The organism is Mesorhizobium hunchu, from assembly GCF_040081975.1.
In the GTDB taxonomy this organism is placed as follows: domain Bacteria; phylum Pseudomonadota; class Alphaproteobacteria; order Rhizobiales; family Rhizobiaceae; genus Mesorhizobium; species Mesorhizobium hunchu.
Genome location: NZ_JBEBMG010000004.1, coordinates 193,462 through 208,810, shown reverse-complemented (window position 1 = coordinate 208,810; position 15,349 = coordinate 193,462). Strand labels below are relative to the sequence as shown.

The following is a 15,349-nucleotide window of genomic DNA, read 5'->3' as shown; positions in this document are numbered from 1 at the left end:
CGGGCGCTTTCGCGCCCGGGTCTTTTTGTTTCAAGCGAAACGTCGCTTAGAAGTTGCGCTGGAAGCGGATGATGCCGCCCCAGCCGTCTTTGCCGCGAAGATCGTCGTCGTTGTACTTGCTGTCGCCGATCTTGTTGTAGTTGAGTTCCGGCTTGACGACGAAGCCGGGAACCAGCTCGTAAGCCACGCCGACCGCAACGCCGATGTCCTTGGCGTCGTCAGTCTCGGCCTGAGCGTAGATGGTGGCCTTTTCGTTCGCCTTGAACTGGCCGCCGCCCCAGACGGCCCAGTCGCCGCCCCAAGGCTTGTACTCATAGCGACCATACGAGGGGACAACATCACTCCCATGATCATCGGCGCCGCTGCCGTAGCCGCCCATCACGAACAGCGAGAACTGGTCGTTGAGGTTGAAGTCGGCGCGAATCTTGCCGGAGACCTCTTCATAGACGCTGTTGTAGGCGACGATACCGCTGATGCTGCCCCAACCCTGGGTGAACTTGGCGCCGACCAGGACATGCGGGACGTAGCTGTCGATGGTGTCCTCGTAGCCCTGCTCCAGACCGACGATCGCCGAGAAGCCGTTGCCGGCGTCGAACGTGTAGTTGATCTGGTTGGTGTTGGCGTAGTCACCATACTGGATGATCGAGTCGTTGACCGCAGCGCCGGCGAAGCCGGTCCAGCTCGCGAAGAGCGAGTCGGCATAACCGATCATCAGGCCGCCAAGCTTGATGTAGGCGGAGTCGAGGGACGCAGAGTTATCGGTCTCGGAATATCCGGGAACAAGCTTGCTTCCATCGGTGTCGGTAGTCGTGCTGTTGATCGCCACGATGCCGATGTGAGTCGCCAGGGTGCCGTATTCGGTCTCCTGCCCGGTATCGGCGTTCAGCACGATCTTGGCGGTCTTCTTCCATGCGCCCTGATCGTCCCCGTCTTCCTTGTCGAGATTCCACAGACCGTCGACGCTATAGCGGCTGCCAGCGGAAGCGTCGTAACGGACGTAACCGCTGATGCGCAGGCAGGTCTCGGTGCCGGGGATGTAGAAGTAGCCGGCGCCATAGACGTCGCAGATGCGGACGTATTCAGCCGGCTCCGGCTCGGCGACGACGACGGCGTCGGCGGCGCGCGCACCGGAGACTGCGACCAGAGCCGCAGCGGAGCCGAGAAGAAGGCTCTTGATGTTCATTTTCTGACCTCCAGTCAAAAGTTTAAAAACGGGTCTGGGTAATCTTTGCTGAAGGACAGCTTTCCCTGCCCCATCCCCACTGCTGAAAAAGATGCGCACCGCGCCGCTTCTTCGAAACCGACATTACCCATCGGTCGGCGCGGTTCAACAGCGATCATGCCGGGAAAAGGCTCGCCGGGGCTCTATGCAAAACCGTTGTTGCACAAATGACACGATTTCGGCGGCGGCGGAAAGTTCTCGTTAACCCTGGAGGGCACTTTGCCCCTTGCAAAGGCGCGCGCGAGCCTGAAACGCACCAGAATCAGCACGAACAGAGTGGTGGTGGCCGAAAACCGGCCTTTCTCGCCCGCATCATCTTTTTGCAGCTCGCCGAACGACCCTTATTGATTGTGCGTCGCCTTTTCTTTATCCACCGCCGCAACGGAGAGGTGGCCGAGTGGTCGAAGGCGCTCCCCTGCTAAGGGAGTAGACCTCAAAAGGGTCTCGTGGGTTCGAATCCCATCCTCTCCGCCATCCTGCTTCGCTCTTCGAGCTTCGCAGGATTGGCGAAACCCTTCATGCGAAGCAGGATGCCCTCCGAAGCTTCAGCGAAGGAGGGCCTTTCGTGTTTTACGTCTACCTTATTGAAAGTCTCGCATCGAGCGGACAGCGTTATGTGGGTGTGACGACCGATCTCAAGCGGCGTCTCCAGGAACATAATGACGGCAAATCCTCCCATACATCCAAATTCAAGCCTTGGCGTCTGGAGACTTATGTCGCGTTTTCCGATCGAGCCAAGGCAGAATCTTTCGAGCGATATCTAAAATCCGGTTCAGGTCATGCCTTTGCCAGCAAGCGGCTATGGTAGAGTTTATAGTGCCGACCCAGATCCCTGATCCATCACTTCCGGCTCGACTTGAAGACTTCATCAGACAACCCGACCCAAAGTCACCCTCCTCCATCTCATTGTAATAAAATAGTAATCCGTCTCAAAATCCGAAATTTCCACGCCTCCGGCCGCGATTCTGACTGGAGGTCAGAAAATGAACATCAAGAGCCTTCTTCTCGGCTCCGCTGCGGCTCTGGTCGCAGTCTCCGGTGCGCGCGCCGCCGACGCCGTCGTCGTCGCCGAGCCGGAGCCGGCCGAATACGTCCGCATCTGCGACGTCTACGGCGCGGGCTATTTCTACATCCCCGGCACCGAGACCTGCCTGAAGATCGGTGGCTATGTGCGCTACGACGCTTCCGTCGGCAGCCGGTACAACGGCTATGACGGCGTCTGGAACATGGACAAGCGCACCGATAAGTGGCAGGGCACCTGGGCCAAGACGGCCAAGATCGTCCTGAACGTCGACACCGGGCAGGAGACCGAATACGGCACCCTGTCGACCCACATCGGCATCAAGGCGCTCAACAGCACCAGCCGGGTCGATGGAGATCTCGCCTACATTGCCGGAGGAACCCCCGGTTACTCGACCACGACCAACAGTGCCGGTCTGGACTCGGCTTCCATCAAGCTCGGGGGCCTGACGATCGCCTATCAGGATTCGATTTATGCCGATTGGACCGGCTACGCCGGCGCCGCGGTCAACAACTCGTTCATCGAGTACGGTGACTACGCCAACACCAACCAGATCAGCTACACGTTCGACGCCGGCAACGGCTTCTCGGCGATCGTCGGTCTGGAGCAGGGCTACTCGGACACCATCGACAGCTACGTTCCGCATGTCGTTCTCGGCGCCAAGTTCACTCAGGGCTGGGGCGGCATCAGCGGCGTTGTTGCCTACAACAGCGTTCAAGACGAATTCGCCGGCAAGCTCCGCGCCGACATCAACGTCAACGACCAGTTCTCGCTGTTCGTGATGGGCGGCATCGGCAGCGACAAGCATCGCGGCACGACGGACAAGGATGCGTATTCGTACGAATACAAACCTTGGAGCGGTGCCTGGGCCATCTGGGGCGGCGGTCAATACAAGCTGAACGAAAAAGCCACGCTGTACGCAGAAGCCTCTTATGATGCCGACAAGGATGCGGCTGCATCTCTCGGCGTTGCCTACGAGCTGGTTCCGGGCTTCGTCATCAAGCCAGAACTCAACTACACCCGCTGGGGTAATCATGCAGGTCCCAGCGGCAGCTCGCTTATCGGTGGCGACGGCGTCACTGTGGCTCCGAAGAAGAGTGGTTGGGGCGGCGTCATCCGCTTCCAGCGCAACTTCTAAGTCAAAGAGAAGTTTCGTGTGAACGAGCAAAGCCCGGGCAGTCGACCGCCCGGGCTTTGTCTTTCGGGTTGGGCTTGGGACGAAAAACGGTTTTCCGGGGGGATAAGACATCGGCAGAAAAGGTTCGCGTGCCGCCTTTTGAAAAAGATGGCGGAGGGGCAAGACGGGTAAGCGCAACCTGTAACCTTGAAAAGGCATCTCCCGTTGATTAGGAATACCTGATCCATTGGGGGATGGGTAAATAATGAACAGTGACGCGCGTCGGAGCGATGAAGTCTCCGATTTCTTTCCCGCCTTCTCGTCTGCGAACGTCAAGGTCAATTATGGCGTTCACATACGGGAGGTGAAGTCCTTCGGTATCGGCGAGCTCTATTCGGCCTATCGCGACATTTTATGGGATGACGGGCGGCATAAATACAATGTCAGTTCGTTCATCGGCGAGATCGACGAAATTCTGCTCGGGCAGCGCTTCAGCGCTTTCGACCAGAACACCCTGGACAGCCTGATCGGCACCTTGCGCCAACGCGGCAACAGCAATGCGACCATCAACCGCAAGATGGCCGCGCTCAGTAAATTGCTGCGCAAGGCGTTTAAAATGGGCGATATCCACAGCCTGCCGGAATTCCGCCGGCAAAAGGAGCGAGCGGGCCGCATCCGTTTTCTTGACGGAAGCGAGGAGGATCGGCTGTTCGCCGCCATCCGCAAGCGCAGCGAGGACGCCTGGCGCCTGTCCGTGTTCCTGGTCGATACCGGATGCCGCCTCGGCGAGGCGCTCGGGCTGATCTGGAACGACATTCACGAAGGCCGCGTTTCCTTCTGGATCACCAAATCCGGCCGCAGCCGCACCGTGCCGCTGACCGCCCGGGCACTGGCCTCGACGGAGGTCAAATTCGAAGGACGCCGGCCCAAGGGACCTTTCACCGCGCTGAGCCAGGCGCAGTACAGGGCGATCTGGAACGACGCCAAGACGGAAGTCGGGCTCGGCGATGACAGCCAGGTCGTCCCTCATATCCTGCGCCACACCTGCGCGTCGCGGCTGGTGCAGGGCGGCATCGACATCAGGCGCGTCCAGATGTGGCTCGGCCACCAGACGCTGCAGATGACGATGCGCTACGCCCACCTCGCGACCTACGATCTCGATGGCTGCGTCACCGTCCTCGAAGGGCGCTGCACCCAGCCGAAAAGCGGGCGCAAGGCCGGAAAGTAAGACGAGCCGGATCGATCTTCGCCCGCTGGTCCTCCCATGTCGCCTTCCGCGGGACAAGGCGAGGCCGGATGCCCTCCTCCGATCGGACGCGGGGGCAAGTGACCGATGTTGCCGTGTCCCCCAGCGCCTGCGGTGCACCGTACCCCCACCCCTAACCCCTCCCCTCAAGGGGGAGGGGGACTCTGCGGCAACGCCACAACGCGTAAATGTCGGGATTTTGGGCAAACAACGGTGCCGGAGTCCCCCTCCCCCTTGAGGGGAGGGGTTAGGGGTGGGGGTACGGTGCCCTAGACAATTGTCTCGTACCTCGCATCTGTCTCGTACCTCGCATCCTTTCGCACAGTCAGTTGCCGGCGCTTGCGCCTGTTCCGGGCGCGCTGTAGCAAGAGGTCTTTTCAGCGAGCTTTTCCGATGCGCAAACGCCCTCCTCTCACTCCGGTCGTCGCCACCCTGCCGGAAACGGTGCCGTTCGTCGGCCCGGAGGCGCAGGAGCGGGAGCGCGGGCGCCCTTTCCGCGCCCGCATCGGTGCCAATGAATCGAGTTTCGGCCCGTCGCCGCGCGTCATCGCCCACATGGCGGAGTCGGCGCGGGACCAGTGGATGTATTGCGATCCCGACAATCACGACCTCAAGGCGGCGCTGGCGGCGCATCTCGGCGTCGGCATCGACAATGTCGTCGTCGGCGAAGGCATAGACGGACTGCTCGGCCTCGTCGTGCGCATGTTCATCGCGCCGGGCGATGCGGTGGTGACGTCGCTGGGCGCCTATCCCACCTTCAATTTCCACGTCGCCGCCTCCGGCGGGCGACTGGTCGCCGTGCCTTACGAGAACGACCATGAAAACCTCGACGGCCTGCTGGAGGCCGCGCGGCGCGAGAAGGCGCCGCTGGTCTATCTGTCCAATCCGGACAATCCGATGGGAAGCTGGTGGGGCGCCGCCGAGATCGGGCGTTTCATCGAAGCGCTGCCGGAAACCTCGATGCTGGTGCTCGACGAGGCCTATTGCGAACTCGGCCCGGCCTCGGCGCTGCCGGCGATCGATATCGAGCGGCCGAACCTGGTGCGCATGCGCACCTTTTCCAAGGCTTACGGACTGGCCGGCATCCGCTGCGGCTACGCCTTCGGCGAAAGCGGGGTCGTTCGCGACTTCGAGAAGATCCGCAATCATTACGGGGTAAGCCGCATGGCCCAGACGGCCGGCCTCACGGCGCTGGCGGACCAGGCCTATCTCGATACGGTGGTGGCGCGCGTGGCGCGCGGGCGCGCACGCATTGCCGAAGCTGCGGAGAAAAACGGCCTGACGCCGCTTCCCTCGGCCACGAATTTCGTGACGATCGACTGCGGCAAGGACGGCGCCTTCGCCGGGAAGGTGCTCAAGGCGCTGCTCGATCGCGACGTCTTCATCCGCAAACCGATGGCGCCGGGCCTGGACCGCTGCATCAGGGTCAGCGTCGGGCTCGATCACGAGCTCGACATATTCGCTGAAGAACTGCCCCGCGCGCTGGCAGACGCGCGCGGCTGAAACTTCACGCTTTCACAAGGGCGAGGGCAGGCAGATCGAGACCGGTGGCGCGCAGTGTCCAGCGCCGTCCGTCGCCGCGGAACTCCGTCGCGCCCAGCGGCGCCACGTCGATATGCGCAAAGCAGGCGGAAGGTGCCGCCAGAACGTTGAGGATCGCAGCACGGATCACGGCCGGATGCGTGACGGCGAGCGTAACGCCGCCGCGTCCGAGCAGATCGTCCAGAAAGCGCCCTGCCCGGCCGTAGACCCCGGCGAAGGCTTCCCCACCCGGCGGCCGCGCTTCATGGTCAGACAACCAGCCGGCGAGACCGGCCGGATCGGCTTGTCCGATCTCGGCAAGGCTCCTTCCTGCCCATTCGCCCATGTCCTGATCAGCGAGAGCCGGCTCCGGGGCCGGTTCGGGAGCGAAAAGCCGGGCCGTCTGGCTCGCGCGCAGGGCCGGGCTCGTCAGCACACGGTCGAAACGGCCTGCGCGGCCGGCAGCGGAGCCGGCGCGCTCCAGGAAGACATCGTCGGCCGCGTCGTCCGACGGAAAGACCGCACGCCGCATGGCGCTCGTCGGGCAGCAGCAAAGAAGGATGAGTTTCTGGGCCATGCGATTCCCCGGCTATCGCCCGCCATCGAACCTCATGACGCGCTCTTTGAACAGGGGCGGAAGCACACGCGCCTTCGTTGACACTGTGGAAGGCCGAAGATACTGTCGTGCAACGTATACGGGCGTGGAAGCCGGTGAGAATCCGGCGCGGTCGCGCCACTGTGATCGGTTGTCGCTTTTCGACACGCCGAAAGTCAGATCTTCCCCCTATACGTCAATGCAACGGGACGCAGGATCCCAAGGAGAGACGAATGTCCAATATTGCCGTCGCAGTGCCAGATGTCCGCCCCATACCGGTCAAGGAAATCCTTCCCTGGGCCATCTTCGGCGGCTTGCTTCTGGTGATCGCCATTTATTTCGTCGGCGCCGAGGAAGGCGCAACCTCGCTGATTCGCGGCATGTATGTGCATGAATTCGTTCATGACGGCCGCCATCTGCTCGGCTTCCCCTGCCACTAGAAGGGGTATCGGACATGGTTGGAAATCTTTTGCTCCGCGGCATGCTCGTCGGGGTCGTCGCCGGCTTGCTCGCATTCGGCTTCGCCCGCGTTTTCGGTGAACCGCAGGTGGACCGCGCCATCGCCTTCGAGGAACAGACAGCCGCGGCCGAACAGGCGGCCAGCGGTCAGCCTGCAATGGAAGAGCCGGAAATCGTTTCCCGCACGACCCAGGCCGGTATCGGCCTGCTGACGGGTATCGTCGTCTACGGCGCCGCCGTCGGCGGCCTGTTCTCGCTCGTCTTCGCCTACGCCTACGGCCGCCTCGGCAATCTCGGCCCGCGCGCCACAGCCGGCTTGCTGGCGCTGGGTGCGTTCATCGCGATCGTGCTCGTGCCGTTCACGAAGTATCCGGCCACACCGCCGGCAGTCGGCAATCCTGAAACCATCGGCGCACGCACCGAGCTGTTCTTCGTGATGATCGTCGTGTCCCTGATCGCGGCCATCGCTTCCATCAGCCTGGCGAACCGGCTGTGGGCCAAACACGGCGCCTGGACCGCCTCGATCATCGCCGGTCTCGCCTTCGTCGCCGTGATCGTGATCGCGGAATATGCGCTGCCGACCGTCAACGAGGTGCCGGAGAACTTCTCGGCCGACCTGTTGTGGCGCTTCCGCACCGCCTCGCTCGGCATCCATGCCGTGTTGTGGACGGTCATCGGACTTGGTTTCGGGGCGCTTGTCGAACGCAGCCATATTCTCGACAGCCGCCGGACGACGCTGTCCGCACGGCCGGCAACCCGCTGATCCAAAAATGCCGCGGCGCTTGCGATCCGTCGTCCGCGCCGCGGCTTTCCTTGCCGGAACCTGTCTGGCCGCGACCGCCGCCAGCGCCCATTCCATAGGCCCGGTGGCGGACGACAGCGGCATCTCCATCCCTTCGCTGACCCACGGACAGATGGCGGTCATCGCCTCTTATCGCAGCGAAATCCTCGCTCTCGCCGCGCGGCAGGTCCGCACGGACGAAGCGTTCCGCCGGCTGATGAACTACGGCGCCATCCAGTACACCTATTGCCTGTGGGGGCTGGTTCCCGGCAGCCTGCGCGACGAGGACAGCCCCTTCAACGAGTGCAGCCACGCCTATCTGTCGGCCGCCCAGGCGCTTCTTCTCTACATGCGCGCGATGCCCGCAAACGAGCCGGGTTTCCAGGCCGACGTCGAATCGCTCGTCTCACGCATCGATGCCGACATGGTGCGCAGCGGCGCCTCGCTGGTGCTCTGCCGCTTCAGCGGCGAGGCTTTCAACACGGCGAGCCTGATCCGCCCGATCTGGTCAGACATTCCGTCCCATCCGCCCAGCCTGATCGCCTTCGGCATCCTGGCAATGGGGCTCGGCGCCGGCGCGATCGGGCTCGTGGGCGGTGGCCGTCGCGCTCGCCCCTCGACCTGAGAACCGGACTTCAGCGCTCCTCTCGCCGGAACGGCTTCAACAGCGCCGAGGGCGCGACCGCGTTGCGCGACATCAACGCCATGGCGACGATGGTGAGCACGAAAGGCAGCATCAGGAACGCCTCGTAGGGAATGTGGCCTAGCCCGCTCGCCTGCATCCTGAGTTGCAGGGCGTCGACGAAGGCGAACAGCAGCGCCGCGCCTGCCGAACGCCACGGGTCCCAGCGGCCGAACACCACCAGCGCGATCGCCACCCAGCCGCGGCCGGACACGACGCCGAAGGTGAAGGCGTTGAACTGCGCCATCGTCAGGAACGCGCCGGCCAGTCCCATCAGCGCGCCGCCGAGGATGACGGCCGTCATGCGCGTGCCGATGACGCTGACGCCCGCCGAATCGGCCGCGCGCGGGTTTTCGCCGACCATGCGCACCGAAAGGCCCCACGGCGTGCGGTAAAGCACGAAGGCGGAGAGCGGGATCGCGACGATCGCCAGGTAAACGAGACTGAACTGGCTGAACACCGCCGGCCCGAGGATCGGAATATGCGACAGCAGCGGAATGGCGACGGGCTTGAAGCCGTCTATGCTGGGCGGCACCGACTGCTGGCCGAAAATCAGCCGGTAGAAGAAATAGGCGAGCCCCGAGCAGAACAGGGTGATGCCGATGCCGCAGACATGCTGCGACAGGCCAAGCACCACGGTGAACAGGCCGTGCAGCGCCCCCATCAGCGCGCCGGTCGCGGCGGCGGCGAGCACGCCCAGCCACAGGCTGCCGGTGAAATAGGCGGCGGTGAAGCCCGTCATCGCCGAAAGCAGCATGATGCCCTCGATGCCCAGGTTCAGCACCCCTGCTCGCTCCGAGAACATCTCGCCCAGCGTCGCGAAGGCGAGCGGCGTGGCAATGCGGATGATGGCGGCCAAAAAGCCGACCTGGAAGATCTGGTCCAGCACCGCGCTCATGACACGCCTCCCGTGCGGCGGATGCGGTAGGCGGTGAACAGCAGCGCCACCAGCATGGACAGCAGCGCCGTGCCCTGGATGACGTCGCTCAGGAAGGCGGGAACGCCGGTGGCGCGCGACATCGCTTCCGCGCCGGTCATGACGGCGGCCAGGAAGATGGCGGCGGGAACGACGCCGAGCGGGTTGAGCCTGGCCAGCATGGCGATGACGATGCCGGAATAGCCGTAGCCCGGCGAAATGTCGCTCATGACCTGGAAATGCACGCCGCCGACCTCGCCGACGCCGGCCAGTCCGGCAAGTCCCCCGGAGAGGATGGCGGCGGAAAGCAGCACGCGCTGGACATTGATGCCGCCATAGCGCGCCGCCTCCGGGTTCTCGCCGGTGACGCGGATCCTGAAACCGAGCGTCGTGCGGGAAATGACGAACCAGACGACGGGCGCTGCGAGCAGCGCGACGAGCACGCCGAGATGCAGGCGCGTTCCCTCCATCAGGACGGGGAAATTGGCCGAATCCTCGATCGGCGGCGAGATCGGATAGCCGCTCAACGGGTCCTTCCAGGAGCCCTCGATCAAGGCCATCAGCGCGTAGAAGATGATTGAGTTGAGGAGCAGCGAAGACACCACGTCGTCCACCTTCAGCCGGACCCGCAGGATGGCCGGAACGAGCGCGACCGCTGCTCCGGCCGCCGCGCCGGATAGAGCCATCAGCAGCATGGCCAGCGGGCCGGGCATCGGGATGGCGCCGACGGCGCAGCTTGCGATCGCGCCGGCCAGCAACTGCCCTTCGGCGCCGATGTTCCAGAATTTGGCCCGGAAGGCGACGGCCACGGCAAGTCCGGTGAAGATCATGGGCGCCGCGCGCACCAGCGTCTCGGTGATCGCATAGCTGTCGCCGAAGGCGGAGGAAAACATCACGCCATAGGCTTCGAACACCCCTGCGCCGGCCAGTGCGATCAGGCCCGAACACAGGACGAGCGCCGCGACCACGGCCGCAAGCGGCAGCGCCAGATTCATCCAGGCGGGGGTGCGCTGGCGCGCTTCGAGCCGCAACGTCATGGTTCCCTCGCTCCGGCTTTCCCGGCTCCGGTCATCAGCAGTCCGAGCCGCGCCACCGTGGCGTCGGCGGCGTCCACCACCCCGGCGATGCGTCCCTCGTACATCACGGCAATGCGGTCGGAGAGGACCAGAAGTTCCTCGAGGTCCTCACTGACGACGACGATGCCGCAGCCTTTCGAGCGCAGGTCGAGGAACTTCTCGTGCACGAAACGGGCCGCGCCGATGTCGAGGCCACGGGTCGGCTGCGCGGCGATCAGCACCCGTGGGTCGAACGCCAGTTCGCGCGCCAGCAGCGCCTTCTGCAGATTGCCGCCCGACAGCGCGCCCGCACGCACGAACGGGCCGGGGCAGCGAATGTCGTAGGCGCGGATCTGCTCCTCGGCGAAGGCACGGATGGCACCGGGCCGCAGCAGCCCTTTGCTCGAAAACGCCGCGGTGCCGATGCGCGGCAGCACCATGGAATCGGCGAGCGGCAGGTTGGTGACAAGACCGGTGGTCATGCGGTCTTCGGGGATGCGGCCGAGGCCGAGCGCCTGCACCTCGACCGGCGTGAAGGCAGTGACCTTCCTTCCGGCGATGGACATTTCGCCGGACGACGGCCGCACCATCCCGGACACGACGTCGGCCAGCGCCCGCTGGCCGTTGCCGGACACGCCGGCGACACCGACGATCTCGCCCGACCGCACCGTCAGCGATACGTCGTGCAGCTTCATGCCGGCGTGTCCGGCTGTCGATATGCCGGCGAGCGCCAGAACAGGCTCGCCGGGGCGGGAAAGCCCCTTCACCGGCGGCACGATCTCGTGGCCGCACATCAGCCGCGCCATTTCCGAGGCGGTCGTGTCGGCGGGCGCATCGATGCGGCCCGCCACCTTGCCGTGACGCAGCACCACGCAGCGATGCGTCAGCGCCCGCACCTCGTTCAGCTTGTGCGAGATGAAGATGATGCCGAGCCCCTGCCCCGCCATCGAGCGCAAGGCGGCGAACAGGCCCTCGACCTCGCTTGGCGCGAGCACGGCGGTCGGTTCGTCTAGGATCAACAGGCGTGCGCCTCGGAACAGCGCCTTGACGATCTCGAGACGCTGCTGCTCGCCGACCGACAGCCCCGAGACCGGGCTGTCCGGGTCGAGCTTCAGGCCGTGCTCATCCGCGATCGCGGCAAGCCGCGCCAGCGTGCCGGCGCGGTCGAGGCGACCGTTCCTGCCCGGCATACCGACCAGAAGGTTCTCCAGCACCGTCAGCCGCGAGGCGAGATGGAAATGCTGATGCACCATGCCGATGCCGGCGGCCAGCGCGTCTGCCGAGTTGGTGATCGTCACCGGAGAACCGTTGACGCGGATTTGACCGGCATCCGGCTGGTACGCGCCGAACAGGATGTTCATCAGCGTCGTCTTGCCGGCGCCGTTCTCGCCGAGCAGCCCAAGGATTTCACCCGGCGTGACCTCGAGGTTCACATCCTCGTTCGCCTTCACCGGCCCGAAGTTCTTGGAGATGCCGCGCATCTCGATGAGGGGGGGAAGGGAGGTCAAGGACAATTCTGAACGGCTTCAGTGAGTGATGGGACGGCGTGGCGAACTGCTCTCCTCTCCCCGTTCACGGGGAGAGGATGCCGGCAGGCAGGTGAGGGGCGGCGCGGACGCTAGATTGGTCCGGCGCCGCCCCTCATCCGGCCCTTCGGGCCACCTTCTCCCCGTAGACGGGAAGAAGGGAAAAGGAACTAATCCGAAACCGGCGTGTTCTCGTCAACGTCGACGCGGAAATTGCCTTCCAGAATCTCGGCCTTCTTCTTCTCGACCATCTCCTTGACGTCGGCCGGCAGGATATCCTCGAACTTGTGAAAGGGCGCCAGCGAGGAGCCGCCCTTGGCCATGCGCGAAAAATCGCCGTAGTCCTGCGCCGTATAGACGCCGGCCTTCACCAGCTTCACCGCCTGTTCGACCGTCGGATACATGTCCCACACCGGGCCGGTGATGACCGTGTCGGGCGCCAGGCTCGACTGATCGGACATGTTGGAGATGGCATAGACCTTCTTCTCGGCCGCCGCCTCGATGACGCCGAAGCGCTCTGCGTAGATGACGTCGACACCGGCGTCGATCTGCGCGATCGCCGCCTCCTTGGCCTTGGGCGGATCGAAGAAGGAGCCGATGAAGGTGACCTTCTTCTTCACGTCCTTGTTGGCTTCCTTGGCACCGGCGAAGAAGGCGTTGACCAGGCGGTTGACCTCCGGGATACCCATCGCCGCGACCGCGCCGACCACGCCGGACTTCGACATCTTGCCCGCGATCATGCCCGACAGATAGGCCGGCTCATGGATCCAGTTGTCGAAGACGCCGAAATTCGGCTCGGCCGGGCCAGCGCCCGATCCGAACAGGAAGGCGGTCTTGGGGAACTGCTTGGCGGTGCGGCGGGATTCGCGCTCGGCGGCAAAGGCGTCGCCCATGACGAGGTCATAGCCTCCTTGAGCATATTCGCGCATGACGCGGCCGAAATCGGCGGTCTGGACCTTTTCCGACCATTTGTATTCGATGCCGAGTTCCTTCTCCGCCTTCTGCAGCGCCACATGGATCTGGTGATCCCACGGCTCCTCGATCGGCGTGGCGAAGACGGCGGCGACTTTCACCTTCTTGTCCTGCGCGAAGGCAAAGCGCGGCAGCATGACCGCCGTCAGGCCGGCTGCGCCGAGCCCGAGAACCTCGCGGCGCGAAAATGGCCGGCGCGGACCGGTAATCCTGTTTTCATTGCTCATGGCTTGACCCCTCTGCTGGCGCCGGTTGCGACCGGCGATCATTCTTTGGAACGCCAGACTATGAAACGGCGCCCGATGTTTGTCCACACGGTCAAATTTTGTGCCAGCGGTTGTCCCCGATGAAATCGAAGTGTCTGCCGCACCGCCCTAGAACCGCCGGAAACGACCGCCACAGCATTCTTCATTTGAATTAATTGAACGTCCGTTTTATTATTGCCCCATTACGGAGGAGAAATGGCGCGCAAGGCCGGGTCCGATGGGGAGAAGACCGAGGCGGCGATCCGCGAGGCCGGCGCCCGGCTCATCGCGCATCACGGCTACGAGGCCGTCTCGATGCGCCGGCTCGCCGGTGCGGTCGGGGTCCAGGCGGCGGCGCTCTACCGCTACTTCCCGACCAAGGAAGACCTTCTCCATTCTTTAATGCTGCGCCATATGGAGGGCCTGCTTCAGGCGTGGGCCGAGGCGCGGCCACCGGAAGGCGATCCTGCCCTGCGGCTCGCCGCCTTCGTCGAGAACCATATCGGCTTCCACATCGCGCGGCGGCATTCGACCCACGTCTCCAACATGGAACTGCGCAGCCTCTCGCCCGAAAAGCTGACACAGGTCCTCAGGCTGCGGGCCACCTACGAGAAGGAGTTGCGCGCCATCCTGCGCGACGGTGCCGAGAGCGGCGCCTTCGCCGTGGACGACGTGGGCCTGACGGCCATGGCGATCATCCAGATGGTCACCGGTGTCATCGTCTGGTTCCGGCCGGACGAGCGCCTGTCCGTTACCGACGTGACCGCCAAATACCTTACAATGACCATGCGCCTTGTCGGCGCAGGCACAGTCCGGGAGAACGGCCATGTATGACCGTACGATGAAGTTCGGGCATGACGAGGAGATCGAGGCGTTGCGCGAGACCGTGCGGCGCTTCGCGCAGGACAGGATAGCGCCGCTGGCGGCCGCGATCGACCGCGACAACGACTTCCCCATGCCGCTTTGGCAGGAGATGGGGGCTCTCGGTCTGCTCGGCATCACCGCCGATCCGGACTGTGGCGGCTCGGGCATGAGCTATCTGGCGCATGTGATCGCCATGGAGGAAATCTCGCGGGCCTCCGCCTCGGTCGGGCTCTCCTACGGCGCGCATTCCAACCTCTGCGTCAACCAGATCAACCGCTGGGGCACCGCCGTTCAGAAGCAGAAATACCTGCCGACGCTGTGCTCGGGCGAGACGGTCGGCTCGCTCGCCATGTCGGAAAGCGGTTCCGGTTCGGACGTGGTGTCGATGAAGTTGCGCGCCGAAAAGCGCAACGACCGCTACGTGATCAACGGCACCAAGATGTGGATCACCAACGGGCCGGATGCCGGCACGCTGGTGGTCTATGCCAAGACCGAGCCGACCATGGGCTCGCGCGGTATCTCCGCCTTTCTCATCGAGCGGGAGATGAAAGGCTTTTCCGTCGCGCAGAAGCTCGACAAGCTCGGCATGCGCGGCTCCAACACCGGCGAACTCGTCTTCGAGAACGTCGAGGTGCCGTTCGAGAACGTGCTCGGCGAGGAGAACAAGGGCGTCGAGGTGCTGATGTCGGGCCTCGACTACGAGCGCACGGTGCTGGCCGGCGGGCCGCTCGGCATCATGGCCGCCTGCCTCGACGTCGCCGTCCCCTATGTGCAGCAACGTCGCCAGTTCGGTCAGGCGATCGGCGATTTCCAACTGGTGCAGGGCAAGCTCGCCGACATGTACGTGACCGCGAATGCCGCGCGCGCCTACGTCTATGCCGTCGCCGCCGCCTGCGACCGCGGCGAGACCACCCGCAAGGACGCGGCCGGCTGCATCCTGTTCGCCGCCGAGAAGGCGACGCAGATGGCGCTGGATGCCATCCAGCTGCTCGGCGGCAACGGCTACATCAACGACTATCCCACGGGCCGCCTGTTGCGCGACGCCAAGCTCTACGAGATCGGCGCGGGCACGAGCGAGATACGGCGCTGGCTGATCGGACGGGAGATGATGGCGGAGGGGTGACAAT

15 protein-coding genes, 1 tRNA gene and 1 riboswitch are annotated in these 15,349 nt (G+C 64.2%); of the genes, 10 read left to right on the top strand and 6 right to left on the bottom strand.

Annotation, left to right across the window (positions count from 1 at the left end):
- Positions 1-46 precede the first annotated feature (46 nt).
- Complete coding sequence (locus ABMA46_RS09510) at positions 47-1,183, bottom strand: porin (protein WP_348999097.1); 1,137 nt, start codon at positions 1,181-1,183, stop codon at positions 47-49.
- A 422-nt stretch (positions 1,184-1,605) separates the two neighbouring features.
- On the opposite strand from ABMA46_RS09510, the gene ABMA46_RS09505 reads away from it, so the two are divergent.
- From ABMA46_RS09505 to ABMA46_RS09485, 5 genes are all read left to right on the top strand, one after another.
- Positions 1,606-1,696: transfer RNA gene (locus tag ABMA46_RS09505), tRNA-Ser, on the top strand.
- Positions 1,697-1,787: 91 nt separating this feature from the next.
- Entirely contained in the window at positions 1,788-2,030 is a 243-nt protein-coding gene (locus ABMA46_RS09500) for a GIY-YIG nuclease family protein (protein ID WP_348999096.1), read from the top strand.
- 175 nt (positions 2,031-2,205) lie between these two features.
- Complete coding sequence (locus tag ABMA46_RS09495; RefSeq protein WP_348999095.1) at positions 2,206-3,381, top strand: porin; 1,176 nt, start codon at positions 2,206-2,208, stop codon at positions 3,379-3,381.
- Between the two features lie 244 nt (positions 3,382-3,625).
- Positions 3,626-4,588, top strand: a complete 963-nt coding sequence (locus ABMA46_RS09490; RefSeq protein WP_348999094.1) for a site-specific integrase — start codon at positions 3,626-3,628, stop codon at positions 4,586-4,588.
- A gap of 411 nt (positions 4,589-4,999) precedes the next feature.
- Positions 5,000-6,109, top strand: a complete 1,110-nt coding sequence (locus ABMA46_RS09485) for a pyridoxal phosphate-dependent aminotransferase (RefSeq protein ID WP_348999093.1) — start codon at positions 5,000-5,002, stop codon at positions 6,107-6,109.
- 4 nt (positions 6,110-6,113) lie between these two features.
- Here the strand turns inward: ABMA46_RS09485 and ABMA46_RS09480 are convergent, their stop codons facing one another.
- Positions 6,114-6,704, bottom strand: coding sequence for a histidine phosphatase family protein (locus ABMA46_RS09480; RefSeq protein WP_348999092.1), 591 nt, complete (start codon positions 6,702-6,704; stop codon positions 6,114-6,116).
- Positions 6,705-6,816: 112 nt separating this feature from the next.
- Positions 6,817-6,919: riboswitch (adenosylcobalamin (AdoCbl) riboswitch) on the top strand.
- A 36-nt stretch (positions 6,920-6,955) separates the two neighbouring features.
- Here ABMA46_RS09480 and ABMA46_RS09475 point away from each other — a divergent pair.
- Genes ABMA46_RS09475 through ABMA46_RS09465 form a run of 3 tightly spaced genes read left to right on the top strand, consistent with a single transcriptional unit; the run spans position 6,956 to position 8,587 of the window.
- Positions 6,956-7,162, top strand: a complete 207-nt coding sequence (locus tag ABMA46_RS09475; protein ID WP_348999091.1) for a CbtB domain-containing protein — start codon at positions 6,956-6,958, stop codon at positions 7,160-7,162.
- 14 nt (positions 7,163-7,176) lie between these two features.
- Complete coding sequence (locus ABMA46_RS09470) at positions 7,177-7,944, top strand: CbtA family protein (RefSeq protein ID WP_348999090.1); 768 nt, start codon at positions 7,177-7,179, stop codon at positions 7,942-7,944.
- 7 nt (positions 7,945-7,951) lie between these two features.
- Complete coding sequence (locus tag ABMA46_RS09465) at positions 7,952-8,587, top strand: hypothetical protein (RefSeq protein ID WP_348999089.1); 636 nt, start codon at positions 7,952-7,954, stop codon at positions 8,585-8,587.
- A 10-nt stretch (positions 8,588-8,597) separates the two neighbouring features.
- On the opposite strand, the gene ABMA46_RS09460 is transcribed toward ABMA46_RS09465, so the two are convergent.
- From ABMA46_RS09460 to ABMA46_RS09445, 4 genes are all read right to left on the bottom strand, one after another.
- Complete coding sequence (locus tag ABMA46_RS09460) at positions 8,598-9,542, bottom strand: ABC transporter permease (RefSeq protein WP_348999088.1); 945 nt, start codon at positions 9,540-9,542, stop codon at positions 8,598-8,600.
- A complete protein-coding gene (locus ABMA46_RS09455; RefSeq protein WP_348999087.1) occupies positions 9,539-10,597 on the bottom strand; it encodes an ABC transporter permease in 1,059 nt (352 codons plus the stop codon). The genes ABMA46_RS09460 and ABMA46_RS09455 overlap by 4 nt, the downstream gene beginning before the upstream one ends.
- Positions 10,594-12,096 (bottom strand): ABC transporter ATP-binding protein, encoded by a 1,503-nt coding sequence (locus tag ABMA46_RS09450; RefSeq protein WP_348999281.1) that lies wholly within the window; start codon positions 12,094-12,096, stop codon positions 10,594-10,596. The genes ABMA46_RS09455 and ABMA46_RS09450 overlap by 4 nt, the downstream gene beginning before the upstream one ends.
- Before the next feature lie 215 nt (positions 12,097-12,311).
- A complete protein-coding gene (locus ABMA46_RS09445) occupies positions 12,312-13,340 on the bottom strand; it encodes a BMP family protein (protein WP_348999086.1) in 1,029 nt (342 codons plus the stop codon).
- 234 nt (positions 13,341-13,574) lie between these two features.
- On the opposite strand from ABMA46_RS09445, the gene ABMA46_RS09440 reads away from it, so the two are divergent.
- Entirely contained in the window at positions 13,575-14,192 is a 618-nt protein-coding gene (locus ABMA46_RS09440; RefSeq protein ID WP_348999085.1) for a TetR/AcrR family transcriptional regulator, read from the top strand.
- On the top strand, positions 14,185-15,345 hold the full coding sequence (locus ABMA46_RS09435) for an isovaleryl-CoA dehydrogenase (protein WP_348999084.1): 1,161 nt from the start codon (positions 14,185-14,187) through the stop codon (positions 15,343-15,345). Before ABMA46_RS09440 ends, ABMA46_RS09435 begins: the two co-directional genes overlap by 8 nt.
- Positions 15,346-15,349 lie beyond the last annotated feature (4 nt).